The sequence below is a fragment of the Streptomyces sp. NPDC111656 genome (genome assembly GCF_055656965.1).
On the sequence record NZ_JBVKCA010000028.1, the window covers coordinates 22,090 to 47,060 of the forward strand.

The 24,971-nt window shown below is 71.9% G+C and carries 24 protein-coding genes; 15 read left to right on the forward strand and 9 right to left on the reverse strand.

Annotated features, from left to right (window positions below; all coding sequences use genetic code 11):
- The first annotated feature begins 174 nt into the window (after positions 1-174).
- A complete protein-coding gene (locus ACZ7M3_RS45880; RefSeq protein ID WP_472071843.1) occupies positions 175-969 on the forward strand; it encodes an RNA polymerase sigma factor SigF in 795 nt (264 codons plus the stop codon).
- Here ACZ7M3_RS45880 and ACZ7M3_RS45885 read toward each other — a convergent pair.
- On the reverse strand, positions 966-2,099 hold the full coding sequence (locus ACZ7M3_RS45885) for a PAS domain-containing protein (protein WP_472071845.1): 1,134 nt from the start codon (positions 2,097-2,099) through the stop codon (positions 966-968). The two genes, ACZ7M3_RS45880 and ACZ7M3_RS45885, sit on opposite strands and share 4 nt — an antisense overlap.
- A 111-nt stretch (positions 2,100-2,210) precedes the next feature.
- Between ACZ7M3_RS45885 and ACZ7M3_RS45890 the strand changes: the two genes are divergently transcribed.
- The 4 genes from ACZ7M3_RS45890 (at position 2,211) to ACZ7M3_RS45905 (ending at position 6,597) form a co-directional block, all read left to right on the forward strand.
- Positions 2,211-2,945, forward strand: coding sequence for an ANTAR domain-containing response regulator (locus tag ACZ7M3_RS45890; RefSeq protein WP_472071847.1), 735 nt, complete (start codon positions 2,211-2,213; stop codon positions 2,943-2,945).
- 166 nt (positions 2,946-3,111) lie between these two features.
- Positions 3,112-4,161 carry a hypothetical protein gene (locus ACZ7M3_RS45895; protein ID WP_472071849.1) on the forward strand — a complete coding sequence of 350 codons (1,050 nt, stop codon included), beginning with the start codon at positions 3,112-3,114 and terminating at the stop codon, positions 4,159-4,161.
- A 94-nt stretch (positions 4,162-4,255) separates the two neighbouring features.
- The gene (locus ACZ7M3_RS45900; protein ID WP_472071851.1) at positions 4,256-5,503 is read left to right on the forward strand and encodes an aminotransferase class I/II-fold pyridoxal phosphate-dependent enzyme; all 1,248 of its coding nucleotides are present in this window, start codon (positions 4,256-4,258) and stop codon (positions 5,501-5,503) included.
- Between the two features lie 62 nt (positions 5,504-5,565).
- The gene (locus ACZ7M3_RS45905) at positions 5,566-6,597 is read left to right on the forward strand and encodes an MBL fold metallo-hydrolase (RefSeq protein WP_472071951.1); all 1,032 of its coding nucleotides are present in this window, start codon (positions 5,566-5,568) and stop codon (positions 6,595-6,597) included.
- A gap of 18 nt (positions 6,598-6,615) precedes the next feature.
- Here ACZ7M3_RS45905 and ACZ7M3_RS45910 read toward each other — a convergent pair whose 3' ends face one another.
- Together ACZ7M3_RS45910 and ACZ7M3_RS45915 are read right to left on the reverse strand one after the other, a co-directional pair.
- Entirely contained in the window at positions 6,616-7,302 is a 687-nt protein-coding gene (locus tag ACZ7M3_RS45910) for a DedA family protein (protein WP_472071953.1), read from the reverse strand.
- Positions 7,303-7,316: 14 nt separating this feature from the next.
- The gene (locus tag ACZ7M3_RS45915; RefSeq protein ID WP_450485713.1) at positions 7,317-8,090 is read right to left on the reverse strand and encodes an MBL fold metallo-hydrolase; all 774 of its coding nucleotides are present in this window, start codon (positions 8,088-8,090) and stop codon (positions 7,317-7,319) included.
- Between the two features lie 84 nt (positions 8,091-8,174).
- Here ACZ7M3_RS45915 and ACZ7M3_RS45920 point away from each other — a divergent pair, with 84 nt between their 5' ends.
- From ACZ7M3_RS45920 to dnaK, 6 genes are all read left to right on the forward strand, one after another.
- A complete protein-coding gene (locus tag ACZ7M3_RS45920; RefSeq protein WP_095851659.1) occupies positions 8,175-8,609 on the forward strand; it encodes a hypothetical protein in 435 nt (144 codons plus the stop codon).
- A gap of 88 nt (positions 8,610-8,697) precedes the next feature.
- Positions 8,698-10,782, forward strand: a complete 2,085-nt coding sequence (locus ACZ7M3_RS45925) for a phage holin family protein (RefSeq protein WP_472071853.1) — start codon at positions 8,698-8,700, stop codon at positions 10,780-10,782.
- A gap of 174 nt (positions 10,783-10,956) precedes the next feature.
- Positions 10,957-12,018, forward strand: a complete 1,062-nt coding sequence (locus ACZ7M3_RS45930) for an ATP-binding protein (RefSeq protein WP_452965077.1) — start codon at positions 10,957-10,959, stop codon at positions 12,016-12,018.
- Between the two features lie 71 nt (positions 12,019-12,089).
- The gene (locus ACZ7M3_RS45935) at positions 12,090-13,826 is read left to right on the forward strand and encodes a vWA domain-containing protein (protein WP_472071955.1); all 1,737 of its coding nucleotides are present in this window, start codon (positions 12,090-12,092) and stop codon (positions 13,824-13,826) included.
- Between the two features lie 108 nt (positions 13,827-13,934).
- Complete coding sequence (locus ACZ7M3_RS45940; RefSeq protein WP_472071855.1) at positions 13,935-14,360, forward strand: OsmC family protein; 426 nt, start codon at positions 13,935-13,937, stop codon at positions 14,358-14,360.
- A 130-nt stretch (positions 14,361-14,490) separates the two neighbouring features.
- A complete protein-coding gene (gene dnaK, locus ACZ7M3_RS45945; protein WP_472071857.1) occupies positions 14,491-16,359 on the forward strand; it encodes a molecular chaperone DnaK in 1,869 nt (622 codons plus the stop codon).
- Positions 16,360-16,435: 76 nt separating this feature from the next.
- Here dnaK and ACZ7M3_RS45950 read toward each other — a convergent pair whose 3' ends face one another.
- Positions 16,436-17,302 (reverse strand): helix-turn-helix domain-containing protein, encoded by an 867-nt coding sequence (locus tag ACZ7M3_RS45950; protein WP_472071859.1) that lies wholly within the window; start codon positions 17,300-17,302, stop codon positions 16,436-16,438.
- Positions 17,303-17,357: 55 nt separating this feature from the next.
- The gene (locus ACZ7M3_RS45955) at positions 17,358-18,215 is read right to left on the reverse strand and encodes a helix-turn-helix domain-containing protein (RefSeq protein ID WP_472071861.1); all 858 of its coding nucleotides are present in this window, start codon (positions 18,213-18,215) and stop codon (positions 17,358-17,360) included.
- 216 nt (positions 18,216-18,431) lie between these two features.
- On the opposite strand from ACZ7M3_RS45955, the gene ACZ7M3_RS45960 reads away from it, so the two are divergent.
- Together ACZ7M3_RS45960 and ACZ7M3_RS45965 are read left to right on the forward strand one after the other, a co-directional pair.
- On the forward strand, positions 18,432-18,737 hold the full coding sequence (locus ACZ7M3_RS45960) for a 4a-hydroxytetrahydrobiopterin dehydratase (protein WP_099919776.1): 306 nt from the start codon (positions 18,432-18,434) through the stop codon (positions 18,735-18,737).
- A gap of 5 nt (positions 18,738-18,742) precedes the next feature.
- Entirely contained in the window at positions 18,743-19,501 is a 759-nt protein-coding gene (locus ACZ7M3_RS45965) for a class I SAM-dependent methyltransferase (RefSeq protein ID WP_472071863.1), read from the forward strand.
- On the opposite strand, the gene ACZ7M3_RS45970 is transcribed toward ACZ7M3_RS45965, so the two are convergent.
- Together ACZ7M3_RS45970 and ACZ7M3_RS45975 are read right to left on the reverse strand one after the other, a co-directional pair.
- Positions 19,470-19,940 (reverse strand): hypothetical protein, encoded by a 471-nt coding sequence (locus tag ACZ7M3_RS45970; protein WP_355309849.1) that lies wholly within the window; start codon positions 19,938-19,940, stop codon positions 19,470-19,472. The two genes, ACZ7M3_RS45965 and ACZ7M3_RS45970, sit on opposite strands and share 32 nt — an antisense overlap.
- Positions 19,937-20,443 (reverse strand): hypothetical protein, encoded by a 507-nt coding sequence (locus ACZ7M3_RS45975; RefSeq protein ID WP_472071865.1) that lies wholly within the window; start codon positions 20,441-20,443, stop codon positions 19,937-19,939. Before ACZ7M3_RS45975 ends, ACZ7M3_RS45970 begins: the two co-directional genes overlap by 4 nt.
- A gap of 40 nt (positions 20,444-20,483) precedes the next feature.
- Between ACZ7M3_RS45975 and ACZ7M3_RS45980 the strand changes: the two genes are divergently transcribed.
- Together ACZ7M3_RS45980 and ACZ7M3_RS45985 are read left to right on the forward strand one after the other, a co-directional pair.
- On the forward strand, positions 20,484-21,428 hold the full coding sequence (locus ACZ7M3_RS45980) for a helix-turn-helix transcriptional regulator (RefSeq protein WP_472071867.1): 945 nt from the start codon (positions 20,484-20,486) through the stop codon (positions 21,426-21,428).
- Positions 21,429-21,526: 98 nt separating this feature from the next.
- A complete protein-coding gene (locus ACZ7M3_RS45985; RefSeq protein ID WP_472071869.1) occupies positions 21,527-23,440 on the forward strand; it encodes a rhamnogalacturonan lyase in 1,914 nt (637 codons plus the stop codon).
- A gap of 91 nt (positions 23,441-23,531) precedes the next feature.
- Here the strand turns inward: ACZ7M3_RS45985 and ACZ7M3_RS45990 are convergent, their stop codons facing one another.
- Together ACZ7M3_RS45990 and ACZ7M3_RS45995 are read right to left on the reverse strand one after the other, a co-directional pair.
- The gene (locus tag ACZ7M3_RS45990) at positions 23,532-24,191 is read right to left on the reverse strand and encodes a hypothetical protein (RefSeq protein ID WP_472071871.1); all 660 of its coding nucleotides are present in this window, start codon (positions 24,189-24,191) and stop codon (positions 23,532-23,534) included.
- Between the two features lie 104 nt (positions 24,192-24,295).
- Complete coding sequence (locus ACZ7M3_RS45995; RefSeq protein WP_472071873.1) at positions 24,296-24,910, reverse strand: MmpS family transport accessory protein; 615 nt, start codon at positions 24,908-24,910, stop codon at positions 24,296-24,298.
- Positions 24,911-24,971: the final 61 nt, after the last annotated feature.

Here is a 24,971-nt window from a genome sequence, read left to right on the forward strand (position 1 = left end):
GGCGTGGGTGTTTGCCCCGCACAGGCCGGGGCAGGCGGAATTCAAGTGCTTCGGACAGGAGGCACGTCCGTGGGAGCGGGGAAGTACTCGCCACGGGTGTGCCGTTCGACGCACCCGTGCGCTCCCACGGTGACCGTCCAACCCAAGGCACCTGCAAGGGAGTTGCGACGCACCATGCGAAACCAAGTGAGCGCGAAACGTCATCCGCACGACGACGCCCCCGACACCACGGAGGCCTTCCGCAGGCTCGCCTCGCTCCCTCCGGGCCGGCAGCACGACTCGCTCCGCGAGCAGATCGTCGAGGCCTGGCTGCCGATGGCGGACCGGCTCGCGAGCCGGTTCCGCAACCGCGGTGAGAGCCTGGAGGACCTGCGCCAGGTCGCGGCGCTCGGTCTGGTCAAGGCCGTGGACCGCTACGACCCCGAGCTCGGCAACGCCTTCGAGAGCTACGCCGTGCCGACCGTCACCGGCGAGATCAAACGGCACTTCCGCGACCACATGTGGACCCTGCACGTGCCGCGCCGCGTCCAGGACCTGCGCAACCGTGTGCGGTTCGCCGTCCAGGAACTCTCGGGGACCATCTCGGGCCGCAGGCCCACCGTCGCCGAGATCGCCGAGCACGCCCGGATGAGCGAGGAGGACGTCAAGGCCGGCCTGGAGGCCCTGGAGAGCTTCACCGCGCTCTCCCTGGACGCCCAGGTCTCCGGCAGCGACGACGGCTACTCGCTCAGCGATGCCCTCGGCTCGGCCGACCCCGCGCTCGACGTCGTCATCGACCGCGAGGCCGTCAAGCCCCGGCTGCAGGCCCTGCCCGAGCGTGAACGCACCATCCTCTACATGCGGTTCTTCGGCGACATGACGCAGAGCCGGATCGCCGACGAACTCGGGATCTCGCAGATGCACGTGTCGCGGCTGATCAGCCGGTGCTGCCACCGGCTGCGCGACCAGGTGATGCGCGACGCGGCCTAGGTCCTGGCCGGCGCGCTCATCGCCAGGGCCAGGTGGCGGGACATCATGTCCATCGCCTGGGCCTCCGCCATCGAGAACGCCCGGCGGGCGCCGCTGCGGAACAGGGTCAGCACGCCGTGAACGGGGCCGGGCGAGGTGGTCAGGGGCACGCACAGCAGCGACGTCACGTTCGCGCGTACGAGGATCGGGGCGCCCGAGGTGTCACGGCCGAAGGCGTCCGGATCCTCGGGGCGCACCGGCAGCGCAGTGGATCCGCCACGGGCCGCCTCGACGACGAGCGGACACGCGGCGGGATCCTGTGCGGCCACGCCCCGGGCCCCCTCCACGCTGTCGGTGGGGGCCAGCACCGTCGTACGGGACAGCCGCGCCGCTCCCGCCACGTCGGCCACCACCCAGTCGGCGAACCGCCCGTGCAGCACCCCGGCCGCCCGCTCCAGTACCCCGGACGGATCGCCGACCGGACCGCTGAGCAGCGCCGTGGTCATGGCGTCCACCAGGTCCATCAGCGCCGCGTGCCGGGTCGTCTCGGTGAGGGTCGGTACCGGGCCCGGCACGCGCTCGGGGGACGGCACCCGGCTGTCCGCGGGCTGCAGGACGACGAGGACGGCGGTGCGGGGTTCGCCGCTGGGCCGCAGCGCGGTGAGCGTCGCCCGCACCGGCACCGCGGGCTGCTGCTGGAGGTGCACGGTGAGACTGCGGTCGCCATCGCCGCGCGCCACCGCCGCCGCCTGCGAGCGGAACGCGGCACGGTCGGCGTGCGCGAGGAAACCGGTGAGCGGCCGACCCGTCGCGTAGCCGGCCCGTACGCCGGTGAACGAGGTCGCGGCGAAGTTCAGCCTGCGCACCACCGTCTCGCGGTCCACCAGCGCGACAGGCACCGGCACCCGCTGGAAGAGCGCCTTGAGGAGCTGTTGCTCCTGGCGGTCGACCGAGGCGACGCCGGACGGGCCCGTCGAGGACAGACTCTCGTACCAGGGCCACAACTGGCCCGCCACGTGGTCGAGTTCGAAGATCGCCGCGTCGAGCACCGTCGGCAGGTCATCGGCCGGTACCGATCGAGCCGCCTTGAGCTCCGCCACGCGGCGCACGAAATCCGCGAGTTCTTCACCGAATTCGTCCGTCTGCGCCATGCGATGAACGTAACCCGAAGGATCAGTTCCAGGTGTGGCGGGGGTGTAACCCCGCCGGGCCTGTTTTCCGCGCAGATGAGCGGGAAGGCGCGGAGTGAGGAGGGGTGAACCATGCCGAATGCGGGGCGACTTGAGCAACGCGGTCAACTCGGGCACCTGGTAACGCGGTCGCCGGAATCCACGCTTCCGGGCAGGCGGCTGTCGGAGCTCGCCGAGCAGGCCGCCCGCTGCACCATCGACTGCTGCGGCGCCAGCTGCATGGTCTCCGAGGGCGGCCCGGAACGCCCCGCCGCGGTCACCCACCCCGACCTCGCCGCACTCGTCTCGGTCCAACTCCGCTCCGGAGACGGTCCGATCCCCGCCGCGCTGGAACACGGTGAGCCCGTGGACTCGGCGGACCTGCTGCGCGAGGAGCGCTGGCCGGCGTACCGCGCGATGGCCCTCGACTCGGGTGTCCGCTCCAGCGTCACGATTCCCTTCCGGCGTTCCGGGCTGACCGTGACCCTCAGCCTCTACAGCTTCCGCCCCGGCGCCCTGGAGGACGCCCCGCACGGACCCGCCCGCGCGCTCGGCGACCTCGCCGTCACCTGCCTGGTCCGTGACCGCTCCTACCGGGCCGCGCTCACCGAGCTCGACCAGCTCGGCGCCGCGCTGCGCACCCGGCCCGTCGTCGACCAGGCGTGCGGGATCGTCATGCACGTACTGGGCTGCGACGCGGACGCGGCCTTCGGCGTACTGCGCCGCGTCTCGCAGGCGACCCAGCGCAAACTGTCCGACGTGGCCTCGGCCGTCGTGGACAAGCGTGGACGCGGCCTGGAACGGGAGCTCGTCTCCCTGGCGAACTGACTCGGTCGGCCGAGCCGCCGCTGTCACCCACGTCACCCGCTCGGGCGCCCGTGTCGCGCGAATGGTGTCCGGCCGCGCGCGCCCCGAGCCGGGGCAGGCTGTGATGGGGTGGGGGCGCGACGGCCGTGCCCCCTTCAGACAGTGTCTGTCCGAAGGAGTTCGACCCATGTGCCGTACCGTCCGTGTCCTGTCCGCCACCGCCCTGGCCTGCGCCGCCCTGGGGGCGGCCGCCACGGCCGCGTCCGCGGATCCGGGCGCGGAGGTCGATCCTCGTTCCGTGGGCCCCGGTGGCCTCCTCTCCATCTCCGTCACCTGCGACGCGATCGGCGGCACCCCGCCCGAGTCCATCGACGCCCACTCCCAGGGCTTCGAGGGAGGCACGGTCCAGCTGCACCGGATCACCGGCGGCGACGAGAAGACGGGCGGCGCCACCTCGTACCACGGGACGGCCCGCATCCCGGCGAGTGGAACTCCCGACGCTGGATCCGGAGCGGTCGGCGGATCCGGAGGGGTCGGTGGGTTCGGAGTAGCATCGGCGGCCGGCGAGCAGTTCAACAGCGATTCCGTCGCCGGGGACCGTGAAGCCCAATGGGGCGTCAACGGTGTGTGTCCCGTCGCGCCGGGTGGCCAGGAGCGGCCGTGGAACGCCTCGTACACCGTGTCCCACGGCACCGACACCGGCACGGGCACGGGCGCCAGCACCGGCACGGGCATCGGCGCGGGCACCGGCATCGGCACGGGCACCGGCACAAGTACCGGGCGTGACACAGCGACGGGGCGCGAGACCGGTGCGCCTCATGACACGGGCGCGGGTCGTGACACCGGTGCGCCTCATGACACCGGCGCGGGTCGTGACACCGGTGCGACGCACGACACCGGCACGGAGCATGACATGGGTGCGACGCACGACACCGGTACGGGGCATGACACGGGCGCCGGGCGCGAGACCGGTGCGGCTCACGACACAGGTGCGCCTCATGACACGGGTACGGGTCGTGACACCGGTGCGACGCACGACACCGGCACCGGGCGTGACACCGGCGCGGATCACGACACCGAGGAGCGCCCCACCGGTGCCCAGTACGGAGTGCAGGGCGGCGCGGGCGGCACCTTCACCGATTCCGTCCCGGCCCTGATCACCGGCGGCGTCCTGATCGTGGGCGCGCTGGGCGCGGCCCTCCACCGGCTGCGCCAAAGGGGCTCCTCCCACCGCTGACGCAGTGACGGGCGCAATCCGGCCGGGCGCCCATGGCGGGTCGGGAGCCCGGGCAACGACAGGGCACGGCACCACGGACTGCACGGAGGCACGTATGCGGCGGACGGTTCCGGAAGGACACGGTCCGGTCCGCTACGGGCCGCCCCTTCCCGATCAGGGCCTGCCGGTACTGGCCGAGTTGCGCGCCGTGCTCGCCGACGCGGCGGGCCACGCCCACGCCGAGCCCTCCGGCGGCGGCCCCGCGCTTCTCGACGCCGCCTGCGGCTACTGGACCCGCCGGGGTCTGGCCGTCGACCGCGACCGGGTGGTCGCCGCCCCCGGCGCCCCCGCGCTGCTCCTCGCGCTGACCGGCGCACTCGGCGGCGACGTCCTGGTGCCGCGCCCGTGCGCCGCCTGGTGGGCACCGCAGGTTCGCCTCCTGGGCCGGTCCGTGTTCCACGCGGCGACGCCCGCGGAGTGCGGCGGCCTGCCGGATCCGTACGCACTCCTGGAGACCGTCCGCCGGGTCCGCGCCGAGGGCGGCGACCCGCGCCTGCTCGTGCTCTCCGTCGCCGACGACCCCACCGCCACCGTCGCACCGCCCGAGGTGGTGCACGAGACCGTGGAGGCCGCGGTGGGCGAGGGACTGCACGTGGTCAGCGACGAGACGTGGCGCGACACCCTGCACCGGCCGCACGACACCGTGCTGCTCAGCCCCGCCGAGATGCTCCCCGGCGAGGTCACTGTGCTCACGGATCTCGCGGGAGCCTTCCTGCCACAGGGCTGGCCGGCCGCCGTCGCCCGCTTCCCGGACACCGACGAGGGACTTCGGCTGCGTGCCCGCGTCCTCGACGTGCTCACCGTGCTCGGCGCCCGGGTCGCCGAACCGGTAGCGGCGGCGGCCGCGTACGCGCTCGGCGAGCCGGACGCGGTCACCGAGCGGCTGACCGCCGCCGTACGCCTGCACGCGCGCGTGGCTCTCGCCGCGCACCGCGCGGTGATCGGGTCGGGGGCCCTCGCACGGCCGCCGCAGGCCGGCCGACATCTGTACGTCGATCTCGGCCCGTTGAGCTCCGCGCTGACCGCCCTCGGCGTCGGGGACGCACAGGAACTGGAGGACTTCCTCACCGCCCGGCTCGGCATGCCCGCGCCGGGCGGCCACCGCTTCGGGGACGACCTCGAGGCGCTGCGCGTGCGGTTGGAGACCGGACCGCTGCTCGGCGCCACCGACGAGGAGCGGGCGGAATGCCTCAGTTCACCCTCACCGTTGGAACTGCCGCAGGTGCAACGCGCGTTGACCCTCCTGGGGTCGGCGTTCGACGATCTCCGTGACGACGCTCAGCGATGGGAGCCTCCTCGATGACGCAGCAGTCCCAGTCGACCACGAGCACCAGTACGTCCATATCCCCGAGCACGTCCATATCCATGAGTACGTCCGTGTCCACGAACACTCAGGACGCCGTTCCCCTTCGTCCGCTCGTCGAGCCCCCACCTCTCGCCGAACCCCGTCCGCTCGGTGAACGCCGTGCGTGGCCGCGGTCGTTCGTCGACCGGCTGACCGCGCCGCTGCCGGGACTGCGAGCCTTCGCGCGGTTCGCCCGTGAGGGGGCGCTGCGGCCGGGGCCCGAGGGGCTCGCCGACATTCCCGTGCTGCCCTTCGAACCGGGGCCGCTGACGCGGGTGGGCACCCGTACCGTCGCCGTCTCCTGGGCGGGGCACGCGAGTTGGGTGATCCGCATGGGCGGGCTCACCGTCCTCACCGACCCGGTCTGGTCCCGCAGGATCCTCGGCACCCCGGCCCGGATCACCCCGGTCGGCGTGGCCTGGAGCGCGCTGCCGCGCGTCGACGCGGTCGTCATCAGCCACAACCACTACGACCATCTGGACGCGCCGACACTGCGCCGACTCCCGCGCGACACACCGGTGTTCGTGCCGGCCGGGCTCGGGCGCTGGTTCCGGCGCCGCCGGTTCACCCGGGTCACCGAGCTGGACTGGTGGGAGGCGGTCGAACTCGACGGCGTTCGCTTCGACTTCGTCCCCGCGCACCACTGGTCCAAGCGCGGTCTCACCGACACCTGCCGCACGCTGTGGGGCGGCTGGGTGCTGACGGCGCCCGAAGGACAGCGGGTGTACTTCGCGGGGGACACGGGGTACGGGCACTGGTTCGCGGCCATCGGGCAGCGGTACCCGGGGATAGACCTGGCGCTGCTCCCCATCGGGGCGTACGACCCCCGGTGGTGGTTGAGTGACGTCCACTGTGACCCGGAGGAGGCTGTTCGGGCGGCCGTCGACCTGGGGGCTCGTCGGATGGCGCCGATGCACTGGGGGACGTTCGTGCTGTCCGCGGAGCCCGTGCTGGAGCCGTTGATCCGGGTGAAGGCGGCTTGGGAGCGGGTGGGGTTGGAGCGGGGGAATCTGTGGGATCTGGCGGTGGGGGGTTCTCGGGTCCTGGCGTGACGGAGGTGGTGGGAGTGTCTACCGAGGCGCGGTTCGGCGTACCCGCCGCCACACTCCCGGCGCCGCGCTGATCGCCAGTGTCAGGGCCACCGCCGCCACCACACCCTCCCACGGCTCGTCGAAGAGGGAGCCGCCGAGGATGCCGATGACCTGGTAGGTGGCCGCCCAGGCGAGGCAGGCGGGGAGGTCGCCGCGGGCGAAGGTGCGCAGGGGCATCTTCGCCAGCAGACAGGCGAGCATCACCGGTATGCGGCCCGCCGGGACGAGGCGGGACAGGACGAGGACGGCGACGCCGTGGTCGTCCAGTTTTTCCTGGGCCTGGGTGAGGCGGTCCTCCGGGGCGCGCACCCGGATCGCTTCCAGCCAGCGCGAGCCGTTCTTGGATTTCATGCCGCGCCGGCCGAGCCAGTAGAGCGCCACGTCACCGAGGAACGCCGCGAGCGAGCCCACCGCGAAGACCAGCAGCAGGGCGAACGGCGCGGTCTCGTGAAAGGCCACCACGGCCGCCGAACTGACCAGCGCACCCGTCGGCACCACCGGGACCAGCGCGCCGATCAGCACCAGCACGAACAGCGACGGATAGCCGATCGCCTGCTGCGTGCTCTCCGGTGACACGGCCGCGCCCGTGGCGGACAGGAACAGGGCGGGGGCGGCGCTCTTGACGGACAGGAATGCGGACAGGAATATCGCGGGGGCCGCGCCCATGCCGGTCAGAGGCGTCACCGCGCGACCTCCGGGCGCACGCTCTCGCCGTGTTCGAGCCGGTGCACCGCCACCTGGGGCGCACGCTCCCCAGCCAGGCGCACGAACTCATCACCCGGCGCATGGAATTCATGGGGGCGCACGCTGTCCATGCCGATGGGCCAGTACGTGCCGTAGTGCACCGGCACCGCGCTTCTCGGCATCAGCTGGGCCAGCGCCTCTGCGGCCCGCCCCGCGTCCAGGTGTCCCTCTCCGAGGAAGGGGCCCCACCCGCCGACCGGCAGCAGCGCCACGTCGACCGGCCCGACCTCCTCGGCCATCGACTCGAACAGCCCGGTGTCCCCGGCGAAATAGGTCCGCGCCTCGCCCTCCACCACGAAGCCCAGCGCGGGGGAGCGGTGCGGTCCGACCGGCAGTCGCCGCCCGTCGTGCCGCGCCGACACCGTACGTACGACCAGGTCGCCGACCTCGGTCAGGTCCCCGGGCGCCACCTCGACGAACCGCAGATGGTCCAGCCTGCGCAGCGCCGGCACCACGCGCGGCGCGCCCTTCGGCACCAGGACCAGGGTGCCCGGCGCGAGCCGCTGCAACGAGGGCAGATGGAGATGGTCGGCGTGCAGATGCGAGACCAGCGCCACGTCCGCGACCGCCGCCTCGGGAGGGGGCGGCGCCCCGCGCCTGCGCCGCAGGTGCGCGAGCCGGCGCGCGAAGAGCGGATCGGTGAGGACGCGTGTGCCGGAGTCCTCCAGCGTGCAAGTGGCGTGCCCCCACCAGGTGATCTCCACCGGCACTTCTTTGCCTCCTCCGTGCGACTCCCCCCGAGCCTACGTCCAGGAGTAGGGTCGGCGGCGAAACCCGGAGGTGAGGGGGACGCCATGGGACACGCGCGCAGCGCCTCCGCAGTGCCGACCTTGGTCCGCGTCACGGCCATCGCGAGCCTGACGCCCCTGGAGGAGCTCGACGCGGACCCCTTCCTCGTGGACTCCCGCAGCCAGTACGCGATGTGCGCCCGCTGGGCCGCCGAGCGCGGTTACGTCGTCACCCGCGAGCTCCTCGTCCGCGGTCTGCGCCCCGACCACCGCACCCTGTGGGCGGACGTCGAGGCGGGCCTCGTGGACCTGTTCGTCGCGCCGAGCCACCGCGTCCTGGAGCGCGCCCTCGCCTCCGTGGACGAGTTCACCGCCGAGTGCGTCCGCCGCGGCGTACGGATCGAGACGGTCGGGTGCGCGGAACCTTCGTACGACGCCCAGATGAAGGCCCGGGTCCACCGCCGCCTGTCGATGCCGACCGCGGGCTACGACGGCCGCTGAGGGGGACACCGGGGGCCGCTCGACCGTTGTGACAGGGTGGGAGCAGGCCTCGCACACCGGGCGGGCCGGGACGTGAGGTGGACAGGGCGTGGGCGGAAGGCGTTGGCGGCGACTTCTCAGCGGAGTGTGGCGGAGCATCGCGGTGTGGGCCGTGTCCACGGTCACCATGCTCGTCCTCGCCGGTGTGCTGCCCGACTTCCAGCTGGAGTCCACCAACGGCGACAGTGCCACGCGGATCGCCGTCACCGCCGGGGTCGGCGCGGCCGTCTTCGGTCTGCTCTCCTCGCTCGTGTGGCCCCTGCTCGTACGGGCACTGCTCCTGGTGCCCGCCCTCGTGCTCGGTCTGCTCGTCTTCTTCCTGAACGGGTCCTTGCTGCTGATAGCCCTGCGCATCAACCCCTCGGGGCAGGGCGAGGCCGCGCCCGAGACCGCCGTGGTCGTCGCCGCCGTGATGTCCGCGGTCGCGTCGGCCACCGGGGGTGCCCTCGCCGTCCGGGACGACGACGCCTACCGGCGCAGGCTCTACCGGCTCGCCGACCGGCGCCGCAGGCGCGGTGACGGGCAGGCCTGGCCCTCGACCCCCGGTGCCGTCTTCCTCCAGCTCGACGGCGTCGGCCACGACGTGCTGGAGGAGGCGGTCGGCAAGGGGCTGATGCCCACCGTCGCGCAGTGGCTGGAGGGCCCCGGGGAGGGCGGCTGCCCCACCCACCGGCTCACCCCGTGGCGCACCGACTGGTCCAGTCAGACCGGCGCCAGCCAGCTCGGCATCCTGCACGGCAGCAACCACGACGTGCCGGCCTTCCGCTGGTACGAGAAGGACACGCACGAGATCATGGTGTGCAACCGGCCCTCCAGCGCCGCCGAACTCCAGCGCCGGGCCATCGAGCACACCGGCGACGGGGGCCTGCTCACCGTCGACGGCGCCAGCCGCGGCAACCTCTTCAGCGGCGGCGCCGACCAGCTGGCACTGGTGCTGTCCATGGCCGCGCGAAGGGGCCGGGAGAACCGTTCCCGCTCCGGCTACTTCGCCTACTTCAGCGACCCCGCCAACGCCGTCCGTACGGCCATGTCCTTCGTCGCCGAGGTGCTGCGCGAGATGGGCCAGTCCACGTGGGCCCGCATGAACAAGCGGCGGCCCCGGGTCAAGCGCGGCGGGCTGTACCCCTTCGTGCGCGCCTTCGCGACCGTCATCGAGCGGGACGTCGTCGTCGCCGCGGTGATCGGCGACATGCTCGCAGGACGCAACGCGGTCTACGCGGACCTGGTGGCGTACGACGAGGTGGCCCACCACTCCGGGCCGCGCAGCCGGGACGCCGAGAAGGTCCTGGAGCGTCTCGACCGGTCCCTCGCCCTGGTGGCCAAGGTCGCCGAACACGCCCCGCGGCCCTACCGGATCGTGGTGCTGTCGGACCACGGCCAGAGCCCCGGCGAGACCTTCCTGACCCGCTACGGCCTCAGCCTCGGCAACCTGGTCCGGGCCGGCTGCGGGCTGCCCGTGCCGCGCAAGGCACAGCGCACGCACAGCGGCACCGAGGCGCGGGCGGCGGTGCGGGCCGCGCTGCGCAGACCCGTCGAGGAGCGCGGCGAGCGTCACCGTCCCTCGCGCCGCTCCGAGCCCATCGTGCTGGCCTCGGGCAACCTCGGCCTGGTCTCCTTCCCCGACGTGCCGCACCGGATGAGCCGGGAGGAGATCGACCGCCGCCACCCCGCGCTGCTGTCCACCCTCGCCAACCACCCCGGCGTCGGCTTCGTGCTGGTCCGCAGCGAGGAGTACGGCGGACTCGTGCTGGCCGCGAACGGCGCGGAGGTAGCGCTCGACAAGCTCGACGACGCGCGCCCGGGCCCGCTCGCCGACTTCGGCCCCGGCGCCGCCGACGCCGTACGACGTACGCACTCCTTCCCGCACGTCGCCGACATCATGGTCAACTCCTCGTACGACCCGAAGGAGGGCGAGGTCCTCGCCTTCGAGGAGCAGATCGGCTCGCACGGCGGACTCGGCGGGGCCCAGGCCCGCCCCTTCCTGCTGTCACCGGTGGCCCTGTCCCTGCCGGTCGAGGACGACGCGGATCTCGTGGGCGCCGAGCAGGTGCACCGCGTACTGCGGCGCTGGCTGCGTGAGTGCGACGGCCCCCAAGTGCCGCTGGCGGCCCCCGCGGACGAGCGCGCCGCCTGAGCCACGGCCAGGGGGCCGGGCCGGGACGGCGGAAAACGGGCTCGGTCGGTGGCGGCGACGGGCCGCGGTCGGTGGCGGCGGAAAATGGGCTGCGGTCGGCGAGCCCCGCGCACACACTGTTCGCATGGAGCACCGCGCACCCGCGGGGCACTTCCCGACCCCCGAGGATGCTGCGTGCAGGCAGTCGTGACCGTCACCCCCGCCCGGATACCGGAACTGCTGCTCGGTCTCGCGACCGTGCGGCCGGTCTTCCTCTGGGGCGCCCCCGGCATCGGAAAGTCCTCCCTGGTGAGGGAGTTCGCCGAGTCGCTGGGACTGGAGTGCGTCAGCCTGCTCGGCACCCAGCTCGCCCCCGAGGACCTGATCGGCGTCCCGCAGATCCGCGACGGGCGCTCGGTGTTCTGCCCGCCGGAGGCGATCGCCCGGGACGAGCCGTACTGCCTCTTCCTGGACGAGCTGAACGCGGCGACGCCGGATGTGCAGAAGGCGTTCTACTCGCTGATCCTGGACCGCCGCATCGGCAACTACGAGCTGCCCAAGGGCTCGATCGTGATCGGCGCGGGCAACCGCGCCACCGACAACGCGCTGGCCCGCCCGATCGCCTCCGCGCTGATCAACCGCCTCACGCACGTGCACCTGGAGGCCTCCTCCAAGGACTGGCTCGGCTGGGCCGCCGTCAACGGCATTCACCCCTGGGTCGTGGACCACCTCACCGACCGGCCCGACCACCTGTGGTCCAAGCCGCCGAAGACCGAGGAGCCGTTCTCCACGCCCCGCTCCTGGCACATGCTCTCCGACGCGCTGCACTCCTTCGGGCCGGCCCTCGACGAGCCGACCCTGAAGGTGATCGCGCACGGCACCCTGACGCCCGCGCACGCGGTCGCCTTCTGCGGCTATGTGAAGATCGTGCGCAGCCGGTTCGGTATCGAGGCGATCGTCAAGGGCGACGCCCGCTGGCCGCACCGCCCCGAGGACCGCGACCTGCTCTACTACCTCGCCGAGTCCTTCCGCGGCCGGCTCATCAAGGAGCTGCCCGCCAGCAAGGAGCACCTCTCGGCGAGCGGACAGCAGACCGCGTACCGCGCCAAGTCGCTGCTCGTGCAGCTCGCGGAGATCTCCGTGGAGGTCGCGCAGGGCGTCATCGCCCCGGACACCGACGGCAATCCCCTCCTGCCCGCCTGGTTCCTGGTCGAGGCGGCCCGCGACATGCCCCGGCTGGTCGAGGCGCGGCAGTGAGCCGCACCCCGACGAGCCGCGGCAAGGGACAGCCGAAGAAGGACCTGGCGGCGGAGGCCTTCGCGGAGGGCATGCGGCTGGTGCGGGCCAACCGGGCGCTCGCCGCCATCGGGTTCAGCACCTGCCGCCAGGAGGACTGCCCCGACTCGCCCCGCGACGGTCTCGTCCGCGTCGACTCCAACGGCGTGCTGCACGTCCACCCCACCCGCCGCGCCGAACCCGTCGAGTGGGCCTGGGCGGTCGCGCACGCCGTCATCCACCTGGGCTTCGGCCATGTCCCGGCGGCGCCGAAGACGCGCGAGCAGCCCGACCGTCACGCCCTCGCCGCCCGCTGCGCGGTCGTCAACCGCTTCCTGCTCGGCTTCCCCATCGGCCTCACCCCCGAGGACCTGCCGCCCACGTACCCCGACGGCGACGAGGAGCAACTCGCCGCCCGCTGGCGGCGCGGGGGCACTCCGGCCCCGTACGAGCGCTGCGGTACGGCCGGCGGCGAGCCGGACCAGCTGCTGGTGCCGTGGGACACCTGGAAGGGCGGCCGGGCCCCGGACTGGCAGCTCGAGTTCGCGCACGCCCTGACCCGCACCGTGGCCACGGCGATGGACGTGGCCGGCGGCCGCCGCGGCTCGATGCGCGGCGGGCCCACCCGGCTGCAGCCCTGGGAGCGGGCGCTGAGCTGGTTCATCTCCTCCTACCCGCTGCTCGGCGGCATCGCGGCCGGCATCACCCTGGTCGCCGACGCCGAACTGGCCCGCGCCCACGACATCTCCGTCGCCGCCGTGAACGCGGAGGCGGGCGAGATCTACATCAACCCGCTGCGTCAACTGGAGGACGAGGAATGGCGGTTCGTCCTCGCCCACGAGATGCTGCACGCCGCCCTGCGGCACGGCGACCGCTGCGGCCCCCGCGACCCGTACCTCTTCAACATCGCGGCCGACTACGTCATCAACGGCTGGCTGTGCGAGATGCAGGTCGGCACGATGCCCGAAGGCCTCCTGTACGACGCGGAGTTGAAGGACCTCTCGGCGGAGGAGGTGTACGACCGGATCGCCAAGGACCTGCGCCGGATGCGCCGGCTGTCCACGCTGCGCGGCAAGGGCGCGGGTGACATCCTCGGCGCCCCGCTCGGCTCCCCGCGCGACTACGTGGACCTGGACGAGCTCTACCGGCGCGGGCTGAGCCACGGCTTCGACCTGCACCAGCAGCTGGAGCGGGGCTATCTGCCGGGCGGTCTGGTCGAGGAGATCCGCGCGCTCGACCATCCGCCGCTGCCCTGGGACGCCCGCCTGGCCCGTTGGTTCGACGAGTTCGTGCCCCGCCCCGAGCCGGTACGGACGTACGCGCGCCCCTCGCGCCGTCAGGCGTCCACCCCCGACATCCCGCGCGCGGGACGGTACTTCCCGCCCGAGGAGATCGCCCGCTGCACCTTCGGCGTCGTCCTCGACACCTCCGGCTCCATGGACCGCACGCTGCTCGGCAAGGCGCTGGGCGCCATCGCCTCGTACGCCGAGGCCCGGGACGTACCGGCCGCTCGGGTGGTGTTCTGCGACGCGGCGCCGCACGACGCGGGCTATCTCCCGGTCACCGAGATCGCCGGTCGCGTACGGGTGCACGGGCGCGGCGGTACGGTGCTGCAGCCCGGCGTCGATCTGCTGCACCGCGCGGACGACTTCCCGCCGGGCGCGCCGCTGCTGGTCATCACGGACGGCTGGTGCGACGTGCTGCGGGTGCGGCGCGAGCACGCGTATCTGATTCCGCAGGGCGCGCGGCTCCCGTTCACGGCGCGGGGACCGGTCTTCCGGGTGCGGTGAACCGTCTTCGCGGTCTCGGCGAGCCGTCATTCTGGGTGAGTCGCGCGCGGGTGTGATCGGATGGTGCGCACGGACCCCGAAAACGGGACCCCATCGAAGGGAATCATCGTGGCAACCACGCGCACCGCGCACACCGTGTGGGAAGGCAACCTGCTCGAGGGCAGCGGCGTCGTCACCTTCGACTCCTCCGGCATCGGCCAGCAGCCGGTGACGTGGGCGTCGCGGGCGCAGGACGCCAACGGCAAGACCAGCCCCGAGGAGCTGATCGCCGCCGCCCACTCCAGCTGCTTCTCCATGGCGCTGTCGCACGCCCTCGCGGGCGCGGGCACCCCGCCCACCAAGCTCGTCACCAACGCCGACGTCACCTTCCAGCCCGGCGAGGGCATCACTGGCATCCACCTGACGGTGGAGGGCACGGTACCGGGCCTCGACAACGACGGCTTCGTCGCGGCGGCCGAGGACGCGAAGAAGAACTGCCCGGTCAGCGCGGCGCTGGCCGGCACGACGATCACCCTGACGGCCAAGCTGGCCTGACGTCCGGGAGCAGTACGGCGCCGCGGTCCCCGCGCAGGGCCCGCGGCGCTGTCATGTCCGCCCCATTGACAAGAACGCACTCAAGTTTTGTGCTTGAAGGTGGGCAGCGCCCTGGCGGAAGGGGACGGACATGGCACGTGCGGTCGGGATCGACCTCGGTACGACGAACTCGGTGGTGGCCCTCCTGGAGGGCGGCGACCCCACCGTCGTGACCAACGCGGAGGGCGCGCGCACCACCCCCTCCGTGGTGGCCTTCGCCAAGAACGGCGAGGTGCTCGTCGGCGAGGTCGCCAAACGGCAGGCCGTGACGAACGTGGAGCGCACCGCGCGCTCGGTCAAGCGCCACATGGGCGACGCGAGCTGGCGCTTCCCTGAGCAGGGCTCCGTCGACGGCACCCGCTACCGCGCCCAGGAACTGTCGGCGCGCGTCCTGCAGAAGCTGAAGCGGGACGCGGAGGCCTACCTCGGCGAGGACGTCACGGACGCCGTGATCACCGTGCCCGCGTACTTCGACGACGCCCAGCGCCAGGCCACCAAGGAGGCGGGCGAGATCGCGGGCCTGAAGGTGCTGCGCATCATCAACGAGCCGACGGCCGCCGCCCTCGCCTACGGCCTCGACCGGGGCGAGGAGCAGACCGTCCTCGTCTTCGACCTGGGCGGCGGCACCTTCGACGTCTCGCTCCTGGAGATCGGCGACGGCGTCATCGAGGTCAAGGCCACCAACGGCGACACCCGGCTCGGCGGCGACGACTGGGACCAGCGGATCGTCGAACACCTCGCACAGCGCTTCAAGGCCTCGCACGGCATCGATCTCGGCCACGACAAGATGGCGCTGCAGCGGCTGCGCGAGAGCGCCGAGAAGGCCAAGATCGAACTGTCGAGTTCCTCCGAGACCGCCGTCAACCTGCCCTACATCACCGCCACCGCCGACGGCCCCCTGCACCTCGAGGAGAAGCTGACCCGCGCCCAGTTCCAGGAGCTGACCGCCGATCTGCTCGACCGCTGCAAGACCCCCTTCCACCAGGCGGTCAAGGACGCGGGCGTCAAGCTCGCCGCGATCGACCACGTCATCCTGGTCGGCGGCTCGACCCGGATGCCCGCCGTCACGGACCTGGTCAGGGAACTCACCGGCAAGGACCCGCACAAGGGCGTCAACCCGGACGAGGTCGTGGCGCTCGGCGCGGCCCTTCAGGCGGGTGTCATCAGGGGGGACGTGAAGGACGTGCTGCTCCTCGACGTCACCCCGCTGTCCCTCGGCATCGAGACCAAGGGCGGCATCATGACCAGGCTCATCGAGCGCAATACCACGATCCCGACCCGCCGTTCGGAGATCTTCACCACGGCCGCGGACAACCAACCCTCGGTCGGTATCCAGGTCTACCAGGGCGAACGCGAGATCGCCGCGTACAACAAGAAGCTCGGCGTCTTCGACCTCACCGGGCTGCCGCCCGCGCCGCGCGGAGTCCCGCAGATCGAGGTCGCCTTCGACATCGACGCCAACGGGATCATGCACGTCTCCGCGAAGGACCTCGCCACCGGGCGCGAACAGAAGATGACCGTCACGGGCGGCTCCGCGCTCCCCAAGAACGACATCGACCGGATGATGCGCGAGGCCGAGCAGTACGCCGAGGAGGACCGCGCGCGGCGCGAGGCCGCCGAGACCCGCAACCAGGCCGAACAACTCGTCTACCAGACCGAGAAGTTCCTCCGCGAGAACGACGAACGCATCCCCTCCGAGACGAAACCCGAGGTCGAGTCCGCCGTCGCCGACCTCAAGCGCCTCCTGGAGGACTCCGCCACCGACACCACCGCCCTGCGTACCGGCGTCGAGAATCTGGCCTCGGTGAGCCAGAAGATGGGCCAGGCCATGTACGCCCAGGCCCAGCAGACGCCCCGGGAGGAGCCGGCCGCCGAGCACACCACGGCGGCGGAGGAGGACGGTGTGGTGGACGCCGAGATCGTGGACGACGAGAGGGAGACGAGGGGCGGCGCGGCGTAAGGACCCTCGAGGTGAGGGGCTCTCGGAGAGCCCCTCCCTGGGAACTCCTCGCCAAGGACCCCACTCCGGGAACTTCTCAGTAGGAGTCCCGGATCTCCCGCAGGATCTCCCTGGTACGGGGCACGGTGGCGGCGTGGGCGGACATGTGGTCCAGCACTTCCAGGTGCGTGGCCACCTCGGCGCGCGAGTCGAGGTAGATGGCACCGGTCAGGTACTCGCTGTAGACCATGTCGGGCAGTTCCGGCTCCGCGAAGCGGAACAGCGCGAAGGAGGTGTACGTCCCCGGATGCGGGCCGCTCGCGTACTCGGCGACCTGGACGGAGATGTCGTCGCTCTCCATCTCCCGCAGCAACCGGTCGATCTGGTCCCGCATGACCTCGCCCCGGATGCTCACCGGACGCCGCAGCGCGGTCTCGTCCATGATCACCCAGAGGTGGGGCCGGTGCTCGCGCCCCAGCAGCAGCTGCTGCCGCGTCATGCGCAGCGTCACATGCCGCTCGATGGCCTCGGGCCCCGTCTGGCCCACCGTGCCCGCCTCCAGCACGGCGCGCGCGTACTCCTCGGTCTGCAGCAGCCCGGGCACGAAGTGCGGCTCGTACGAGCGGATCAGACGGGCGGCGCCCTCCAGGCTGACGTGCATGCTGAACCAGTCCGGCAGCACATCGTGGAACCGCTGCCACCAGCCCGGCTGGTTCGCCTCCTCGGCGAGCGCGACGAAGGAGGCCACCTCGTCGTCGGCCACGCCGTACGTCGTCAGCAGCACCTGGAGGTACGGGATCTTGAGGGCGACCTCGGCCATCTCCATCCGCCGCACCGTCGCCGGGGCGACACGCAGGACACGCGCGGCTTCTTCCCGCCTCAGCCCGGTGGCCTCCCGCAATTCCTGCAGCCGCCGCCCGAGCACCACTTGCCCCACGGTGGGCGCAGCCCGCCGCTCACTCACGCCACGCCCTCCCCAAGCGCCGAAGCCCCCACTCAAACGGATCGGCGACGCTCCGTCAAGAGACCAGTGACTGAAGGTATTTGACCGTCGCCGGATCCGCCGGCAGAAACGTCTCGATGGCCAGCTCGGCGACGGTGACGTCCATCGGGGTGTTGAAAGTGGAGATGGAGGAGATGAAGGACAGCACGCGCCCGCCGTGCTCGATCTGCAGGGGGAGCGCGAAATGGGGAACGGGCTCGACGCCGCCGTCCGCATCCCCTTCACCTTCCCCTTCCTCGTCATGTTCCTGCTCCGGTACCGGGTAGGCCGCCACCTCCTCGTGGAGCGCACGCAGTGGCGCGGAGCGGTCCAGGGCGATCTGCCGTTCCATCTGCGCGAGCAGGTGGTCGCGCCACTCGCGGTGGTTGCGGATCCGCGGCGCCAGGCCCTCCGGGTGAAGGGTCAGCCGCATCGCGTTCAGCGGCGGCGTGAGCAGCGACTCACAGACGCCCTCCAGGAGCATGGCGATGCCACGGTTGGCGGCGAGCACGGTGTACGTGGCGTCGACCACCAGCGCCGGGTAGGGCTCGTAGCCCTGGATCAGCCGCTCCACGCCCTGGCGCAGGGCGTCCATCGAGGGGTCGTCGAGGGGGGTCTCCGGGTAGTGGGGCGCGTAGCCGGCGGCCAGCAGCAGCGCGTTGCGTTCCCGTACGGGGACGTCGAGGTGTTCGGCCAGCCGCAGCACCATCTCCTCGCTCGGGCGGGAGCGGCCGGTCTCGATGAAGCTGATGTGGCGGGCCGAGGAGTCGGCCCGCAGCGCCAGTTCCAGCTGGCTGACCCGGCGCTGCTCCCGCCAGCCGCGCAGCAGCGGGCCGACGCCCTTGCCGACGGGGTGGGTTGAGGGTCTGGTCGGACCGGACGCGACGATGGACATACGCCGACCGTAACCGAGGAAGACCGTGGGGGGAGCGTGGGCCTTGCCCTCGAACGCCGGACGGCCCGGGTTTCCAGGAGCGCGGGGAACTGCGCGACCGGTCCCCACACACCCGCGGTCGACGACGGGGCGCCGCAGAGCCCTGGTCGAGGGACTGTGGCAGGCTGAGAAACAGCCCCCACCGCATCCCCAGCGCACGAAGAACGGAGCGAGATCATGCCCGTCGAACCCCTGTCGCAGAAGGAGATCGAGGATCAGCTCGCGGAGCTGCCCGGCTGGTCCCTGGACGGCGACCACCTCGCCCGCTCCTACCGCCTCCCCTCCCACTTCGCCGCGACCGCGATGGTCGTACACATCGCCCAGGTACAGGAGGAGCTCGACCACCACTCCGACCTCACCCTCGGCTACAACACCATCTCCCTCACCGTGAACACCCACAGCGTCGGCGGCGCCGTCACCGAGCTCGACCTCAAGCTCGCCCGCAGGGTGGAGGCACTCGCTCCGGGACATGGCGCACACTGATTCACATGCTGGACTACGACAAGGAAGCCGACGCCTACGACGCCAGCAGGGGCGGTGAGCCCAGAGCGGCCGCTGCCGCGGACGCCGTACTCGGCCTCGTCCCCGACGACGTACAGGCCCTGCTCGACGTCGCCTGCGGCACCGGAATCGTCACGCGCCGCCTCGCCACCGCCCGCCCGACGCTCCGGGTGACGGGCGCGGACGCCGCGCAGGGCATGGCCCGGATGGCGGCGGCACGGCTCCCGGGCGCGGTGGTCCGCGCCGACAGCCGCCGACTGCCCTTCCCCGACGCCGCGTTCGACGCCGTCACCAGCGTCTGGCTGCTCCATCTGGTCGACGGCGCCGAGGACGTCCGCGCCATCGTCGCCGAGTGCGCGCGGGTCCTGCGCCCGGGCGGGGTGTACGTCACCACCGTCGACAAGGCCGCCGCACACGACGTGGGCAGCGACATCGACGCCGTACTCGCCTCCCGCCCGCGCCGCCCCGCCCAGGACCGCCCCGAGGACGTCGAGGCGTACGCCGTCGAGCACGGCCTCACCCCGGCCGGTGGGGCCCGTTTCCGGGGTCACGGCCAGGGCCGCAGCCCGCGCAGCACGGTGGCGGACCTGCGCCGCGGCTGGTTCACCCGGATCGCCCCGGACGACCCGCTGGCCGAGCGTTTCGTCACGCTGCTCGAAGCGCTGCCCGATCAGGAAGTCCCACGCCCCGACCCGCAGTTCGCGCTCCGCGCGTTCAGGAAGATCCCCGCCGCGCGAACTCCATGACCCAGTTGGTCACCCACGTCTGCTCCCCGTCCACGGAGAAGGCCTGCTCCCAGCGGGCCGTGGTCGGGGAGATCCCCGACCACACGAACCGCACCCGCACGTCCTTCCCGTCGTGCGTGTCGTCGCCGTGGAACTCACCGCGCCCGTCGGGCCCGAACCGCCCCACCACCGGCGGAAACAGCTTCCCGCTGCGGCTCGACGACCAGTTCAGCGACCACACCCGCGCCGCGGGGTCGAAGAGCCGCAGGGTGAGCCCCTGCCAGCCCTGACCAGGCACCGTCATCTCGTCGATGTTCGCGGCCCCGTCGAACAGGCTCCAGCAGCGGTTCGTGGCCCCGAACTCCTCCCAGCCGCTGTCGGGGTCGAGGAAGTCGGTCAGACGCCTGTGGCGGACGTCCCACTCGCCGTGGAAGAAGTCGAAGTCGTGCGGGCTGCTCATGAGCGGTCTCCAGTCGTGCCCTCGGGGAGGGAGTCGGCAAGGTAGGCGTCGAGGTCGGGGGCGTCGGGCACGAGCATGTGCCGGACCCAGGCGTCGCGTTCGTGCAGGATCGGCGGCAGCTCCCAGACACAACCGATCCAGGGGAGGTCGGGCGTGACGAAGTGCGTGGGGTCCCGGTCGGGGCAGCCCAGGACCGGCTGGCCCGCCGACGCGCCGCGGTAGTGCAGGACGTTGTCCCACACCCAGCTGTACGCGTTGAGGTAGGCGCCGTCGTCGCCGCCCCGGTGCAGTACGACGAAGGTCGCGGGCGGTGTGCCGTCGGGCTCCGGCAGCAGCTTCGGCAGCATCGCGTACGCCGCCGCCTCGACGTCGGGTGGGATACCGGCCGGGTCCGCGGTGACGTGGTAGCGCTTGATCCGTCGCCCCGCCACCTCGATGGGCGGTGGCACGGTCAGCAGTTTCTCCCTGAAGCCCGAGGAGTTCGGCAAGGTCGTGGAAGCCATGACGCGCACGCTAGGCCGACTTCACTGACATCCTGTGTCAGTGAAGTCCAGCCGGCTCGTCTCGATCCTCCTGCTGCTCCAGACCCGCGGCCGGATGACCGCCGCCGACCTCGCCGAGGAACTCGACGTCTCGGTGCGCACGGTCTACCGGGACGTCGAGGCACTGAGCGCGGCGGGCGTCCCGCTGTACGGCGACGCGGGGCACGCCGGCGGCTACCGTCTCCTCGACGGCTATCGCACCCGTCTCACCGGCCTCACGGAGGGGGAGGCCGAGGCCCTCTTCTTGGCCGGCGTTCCCGGCCCCGCCGCCGAGCTGGGCCTCGGCCCGGTTCTGGCCGCCGCCCAGCTGAAGGTGCGCGCCGCCCTCCCGCGCGAGCTGCGCACGCACGCCGACCGGATCAGCGGCCGCTTCCACCTGGACGCCCCCGGCTGGTACGCGGGCGCCGACGACACCCCGCACCTCCCCGCCGTCGCCGACGCCGTCTGGAACGCGCGGGTGCTGCACGTCCTGTACCGCCGCTGGCGCGAGCCCACGGATGTGCGGCGCCGCCTGGAGCCGTACGGCCTGGTCCTGAAGGCGGGCCGCTGGTACGTCGTCGCGGGCCCCGGCCCGCGCACGTTCCGCGTCGACCAGATTCTCGAACTCACCTCGACAGAAGAGGAGTTCGGTCGCCCGGAGACGTTCGACCTGGCCGCGTACTGGACGGCGTACCAACAGGAGTTCCACGACCGGCTGCACCGCGCCGAGGCCGTGATCCGGATCGCGCCGGGAACCGTTCTCACCGGCCCGGCGGGCCGGGCCGTCGAGGTCAACGGCCGGACAGATAGAGACGGTTGGACGCGCGCCACCGTCCCCATCGAATCCATCGACCAGGCCCACGACGCATTCCTCGGACTGGGCGCGGCGATCGAGGTGCTGGAGCCCGCCGAACTGCGGGAGCGCATCGCGCGCACGGTGGCGGCACTGGCCCGCCTGTACGCGTAGAGAGCGCTTGCAAATGCGTGCCGGAAGGCGGCAACCCACCTGCCCGCCGCGGCAACTGAGGGGACAGAAGCAGTCTGTCCTCCCAGGAGGTAACCATCGTGCAGCACCCGCACAGGCAGCACCGCAGACGCGCCATCGGCTCGGCCCTGGCGGCCACGGCCGCCCTCATCGCCGCCGGACTCACCGCCCTCGGCACCGGAACGGCCCATGCGGCCACGGCCCTCCCCCAAGTTCTCGGCTTCGCTCGAACAGGGGGGACCCCCATGGTGGAGGCCCTCGACCGCGGCGTCGTCAGCGTCCACACCGACAGCGGCAACCTGGTCAGCTGGCGCTGGCTCGGCACCGACCCGAACGACGTGTCCTTCAACGTCTACCGGGCCGGTACGTTGGTCAACCCGACGCCGATCACCGGCTCCACGAACTACTTCCACTCGGGCGCACCCGCCCAGGCCGACTACACGGTCCGCGCGATAGTGAACGGCGTCGAGCAGGCCGACTCCGTCCACGCCGTCCAGTTCCGTACCGGATACAAGGACGTGCCCATCACCCCGCCCGCGGGCGGCACCACTCCCGACGGGGTCGCCTACACCTACGAGGCCAACGACGCCTCCGTCGGCGACCTCGACGGGGACGGCCAGCTCGACTTCGTCCTCAAGTGGCAGCCCACCAACGCCAAGGACAACTCCCAGTCCGGCTACACCGGCAACACGATCGTCGACGGCATCAAGCTCGACGGCACCCGCCTGTGGCGCATCGACCTGGGCAGGAACATCCGCTCGGGCGCGCACTACACACAGTTCCAGGTGTACGACTACGACGGCGACGGCGAGGCCGAGGTCGCCATGAAGACCGCGGACGGGACGACGGACGGCCGCGGCACGGTGATCGGCAGCTCCTCCGCCGACTACCGGAACTCCAGCGGATACGTGCTGTCCGGGCCCGAGTACCTGACCATGTTCAACGGACAGACGGGCGCCGCCATGGGCACCGTCGACTACGTCCCGGCGCGTGGCACGGTCTCCTCCTGGGGCGACTCGTACGGCAACCGGGTCGACCGATTCCTCGCGGGAACGGCCTGCTTGGACGGCTCCCGGCCCTCCCTCATCATGGCGCGCGGCTACTACACCCGTACCGTCATCGCCGCCTGGGACTGGCGGGGCGGCGCCTTCACCCGACGCTGGACCTTCGACACCAACTCCTCGACCAACAGCGGCAAGGGCTACGACGGCCAGGGCAACCACCAGTTGTCGGTCGCGGACGTCGACGGGGACGGCAAGGACGAGATCGTGTACGGCTCGATGGCCGTGGACGACAACGGCAACGGCCTGTGGACCACCAAGAACGGGCACGGGGACGCCATGCACGTCGGCGACCTCGACCCTTCCCGTCCCGGCCTGGAGGAGTTCAAGGTCGACGAGGACTCCTCGAAACCGGCGTCCTGGATGGCGGACGCCAAGACGGGCGCGATCCTCTGGTCCACGGCGGCCGACGGCGACAACGGCCGAGGCGTCTCCGGTGACATCTGGGCGGGCGGCGCGGGCGCCGAGTCCTGGTCCTCGCACGCCGACGGCGTCCGCGACCCGCAGGGCACGGTGGTGGCGACCCGCAAGCCGGGCAGCATCAACTTCCTGTCCTGGTGGGACGGCGACCCCGTCCGCGAACTCCTCGACGACACCCACATCGACAAGTACGGCACCTCGTCCGACACCCGCCTGCTGACCGGCTCGGGCGTCCACTCCAACAACACCACCAAGGCGACCCCGTCCCTGTCCGGCGACATCCTCGGAGACTGGCGCGAGGAGGTCGTCTGGCCGACGACCGACAACACCGCCCTCAGGATCTACTCCACGCCGTACGAGACGACCACGAAGATCACCACCCTGCTCCACGACACCCAGTACCGCACGGCCCTGGCCTGGCAAAATACCGCCTACAACCAGCCCCCGCACCCGAGCTTCTACATCGGCGACGGGATGGCGACGGCACCCCGGCCGACGGTGTACGTGCCCTGAGCGGCGTAGGCAGCGCCCACAACTGAACGAGAAGGCGGCCGTTCATCACCTCGGAACGGCCGCCGACGGTCCTGCGCGCGGGCTGCCTCTTCTACGGGCACGTCTCGTCGAACTTGACCGCGTTCAGCGTCACCGGCTGCCCCTTGAGCGCCGTGCCCGTGGACGGCGACTGCGTGCACGCCTTCCAGTTGCTCTCCACGAGAATCCAGCGATCAGAGCCGGAAGCGTCGTTGACGGTGAGCGACGAGCTCGGGTCCAGGGCGGCTCGGGCCGCCTTCACGGACTTGCCCCCGAAGTCCGGCATCGTGCCCTGGGCGGCCTCGGGCGCCTTCTCGTCCTTGGCGGGGCAGCTCTCGGCGAGCTTCACTGCCGCGAAGTCGAGCCGCGTGCTGATCGGGATCGTCTTGCCCGCTTCGTAGTTCTGGCCACACACCTTCCAGTTCCGGTCGAACACCTGGAGCCGATCGCGGCCGAGCGCGTCATGCGACGTGAGCGCGTAGAAGCCCGCTGCCTGCGCCGCGTCCTGTGCCGACTGAAGGCCCATGCCGACGAAGTCCGGCACCGCCTTCCGCTCGGCTTCGGTCGGCTTGTCGTCCGTCGTCTCCTTGGCCCCGGTGGCCGGAGTAGCCGGAGTGGCCGATGCGGTGGGTGAGGAGTCGGCCCGCGCGTGGCCGGTCGTGTCCGGATTGCAGCCGACGAGCGCGCCGGCGGCGGCACACAGCACGGCGGAACTGATGACGTGGAATCGCATGGTTTTCCCCAGGGTGATGCGGGTACAGGCGGATCGTGGCGGACCACTCGTGAACGGGTAACGAGCGCTGAGCCGCGTTGTGACGGCGCGCCGCGCTGACCCTGCTAGCTCCAGCCGCCGAAAAAGTCGCTGCTCAGCTGCGCGGAGCAGATGTTGTAGCCGCCGGACGCGTGCCCCTTCTTGGTCTGGCCATCCACCGTCACCGAACAGTTGATGTCGCCGCCCCCCTGCAACTGGGCGGTCACCTGGAAGTACATGGCATCCGAGTCCGCGGTCAGGGTCTTCGTCATCGGCAGACCGGACCCCTGACGACTGTCGCTGTCGCTGCCGTAGGTGATGTCCGTTCCGGACGGGGCCGATCCCCAGACCTTGAACACGACCTTGCCGTCCGCGGCCGCGTCGTCCGAAGTCGTTGCCTCCTTCTTCGGTGTCGCCTTCGGTGTCGCCTTCGGCTTCGCGGTCTTCGTGACCGTCACCGTCGGAGCGGGCTTCGCCTCGGCCGTCTTCGTGACGGTCACCTGGGGCGTCGGTTCGTCGCTCGCCGTCGCCTTCTGGTCGCTGCCCGACGAACCGATGCCCACACCGACGAACAGCAGAACGATCGCGGCGGGTATGGCTACCCGCTTACGCGCCCACCGCGGCCGAGCCGTCGTCGGCGGCTGCGGCGGTACGGGTCCCCAGCCGGGCTGTTCGGGCATCGGCGGCTGGTTGTGCGACATACGTCCCCCTGAGTGGTTCATGGAGAGATGACCGTAACGGGGGAGGTAAGGGAAGTGTGAG

Bases quoted from the DNA above. Each gene is read 5' to 3' on its own strand.
- ACZ7M3_RS45885 (WP_472071845.1), bottom strand. From the start codon at position 2,099: ATGGCGCAGACGGACGAATTCGGTGAAGAACTCGCGGATTTCGTGCGC.
- ACZ7M3_RS45990 (WP_472071871.1), bottom strand. From the start codon at position 24,191: ATGCGATTCCACGTCATCAGTTCCGCCGTGCTGTGTGCCGCCGCCGGC.
- ACZ7M3_RS45920 (WP_095851659.1), top strand. From the start codon at position 8,175: ATGGGACACGCGCGCAGCGCCTCCGCAGTGCCGACCTTGGTCCGCGTC.
- ACZ7M3_RS45965 (WP_472071863.1), top strand. From the start codon at position 18,743: ATGCTGGACTACGACAAGGAAGCCGACGCCTACGACGCCAGCAGGGGC.
- ACZ7M3_RS45900 (WP_472071851.1), top strand. From the start codon at position 4,256: ATGCGGCGGACGGTTCCGGAAGGACACGGTCCGGTCCGCTACGGGCCG.
- dnaK (WP_472071857.1), top strand. From the start codon at position 14,491: ATGGCACGTGCGGTCGGGATCGACCTCGGTACGACGAACTCGGTGGTG.
- ACZ7M3_RS45890 (WP_472071847.1), top strand. From the start codon at position 2,211: ATGCCGAATGCGGGGCGACTTGAGCAACGCGGTCAACTCGGGCACCTG.
- ACZ7M3_RS45995 (WP_472071873.1), bottom strand. From the start codon at position 24,910: ATGTCGCACAACCAGCCGCCGATGCCCGAACAGCCCGGCTGGGGACCC.
- ACZ7M3_RS45895 (WP_472071849.1), top strand. From the start codon at position 3,112: ATGTGCCGTACCGTCCGTGTCCTGTCCGCCACCGCCCTGGCCTGCGCC.
- ACZ7M3_RS45910 (WP_472071953.1), bottom strand. From the start codon at position 7,302: ATGGGCGCGGCCCCCGCGATATTCCTGTCCGCATTCCTGTCCGTCAAG.
- ACZ7M3_RS45960 (WP_099919776.1), top strand. From the start codon at position 18,432: ATGCCCGTCGAACCCCTGTCGCAGAAGGAGATCGAGGATCAGCTCGCG.
- ACZ7M3_RS45955 (WP_472071861.1), bottom strand. From the start codon at position 18,215: ATGTCCATCGTCGCGTCCGGTCCGACCAGACCCTCAACCCACCCCGTC.
- ACZ7M3_RS45935 (WP_472071955.1), top strand. From the start codon at position 12,090: ATGCGGCTGGTGCGGGCCAACCGGGCGCTCGCCGCCATCGGGTTCAGC.
- ACZ7M3_RS45905 (WP_472071951.1), top strand. From the start codon at position 5,566: ATGAGTACGTCCGTGTCCACGAACACTCAGGACGCCGTTCCCCTTCGT.
- ACZ7M3_RS45975 (WP_472071865.1), bottom strand. From the start codon at position 20,443: ATGGCTTCCACGACCTTGCCGAACTCCTCGGGCTTCAGGGAGAAACTG.
- ACZ7M3_RS45970 (WP_355309849.1), bottom strand. From the start codon at position 19,940: ATGAGCAGCCCGCACGACTTCGACTTCTTCCACGGCGAGTGGGACGTC.
- ACZ7M3_RS45880 (WP_472071843.1), top strand. From the start codon at position 175: ATGCGAAACCAAGTGAGCGCGAAACGTCATCCGCACGACGACGCCCCC.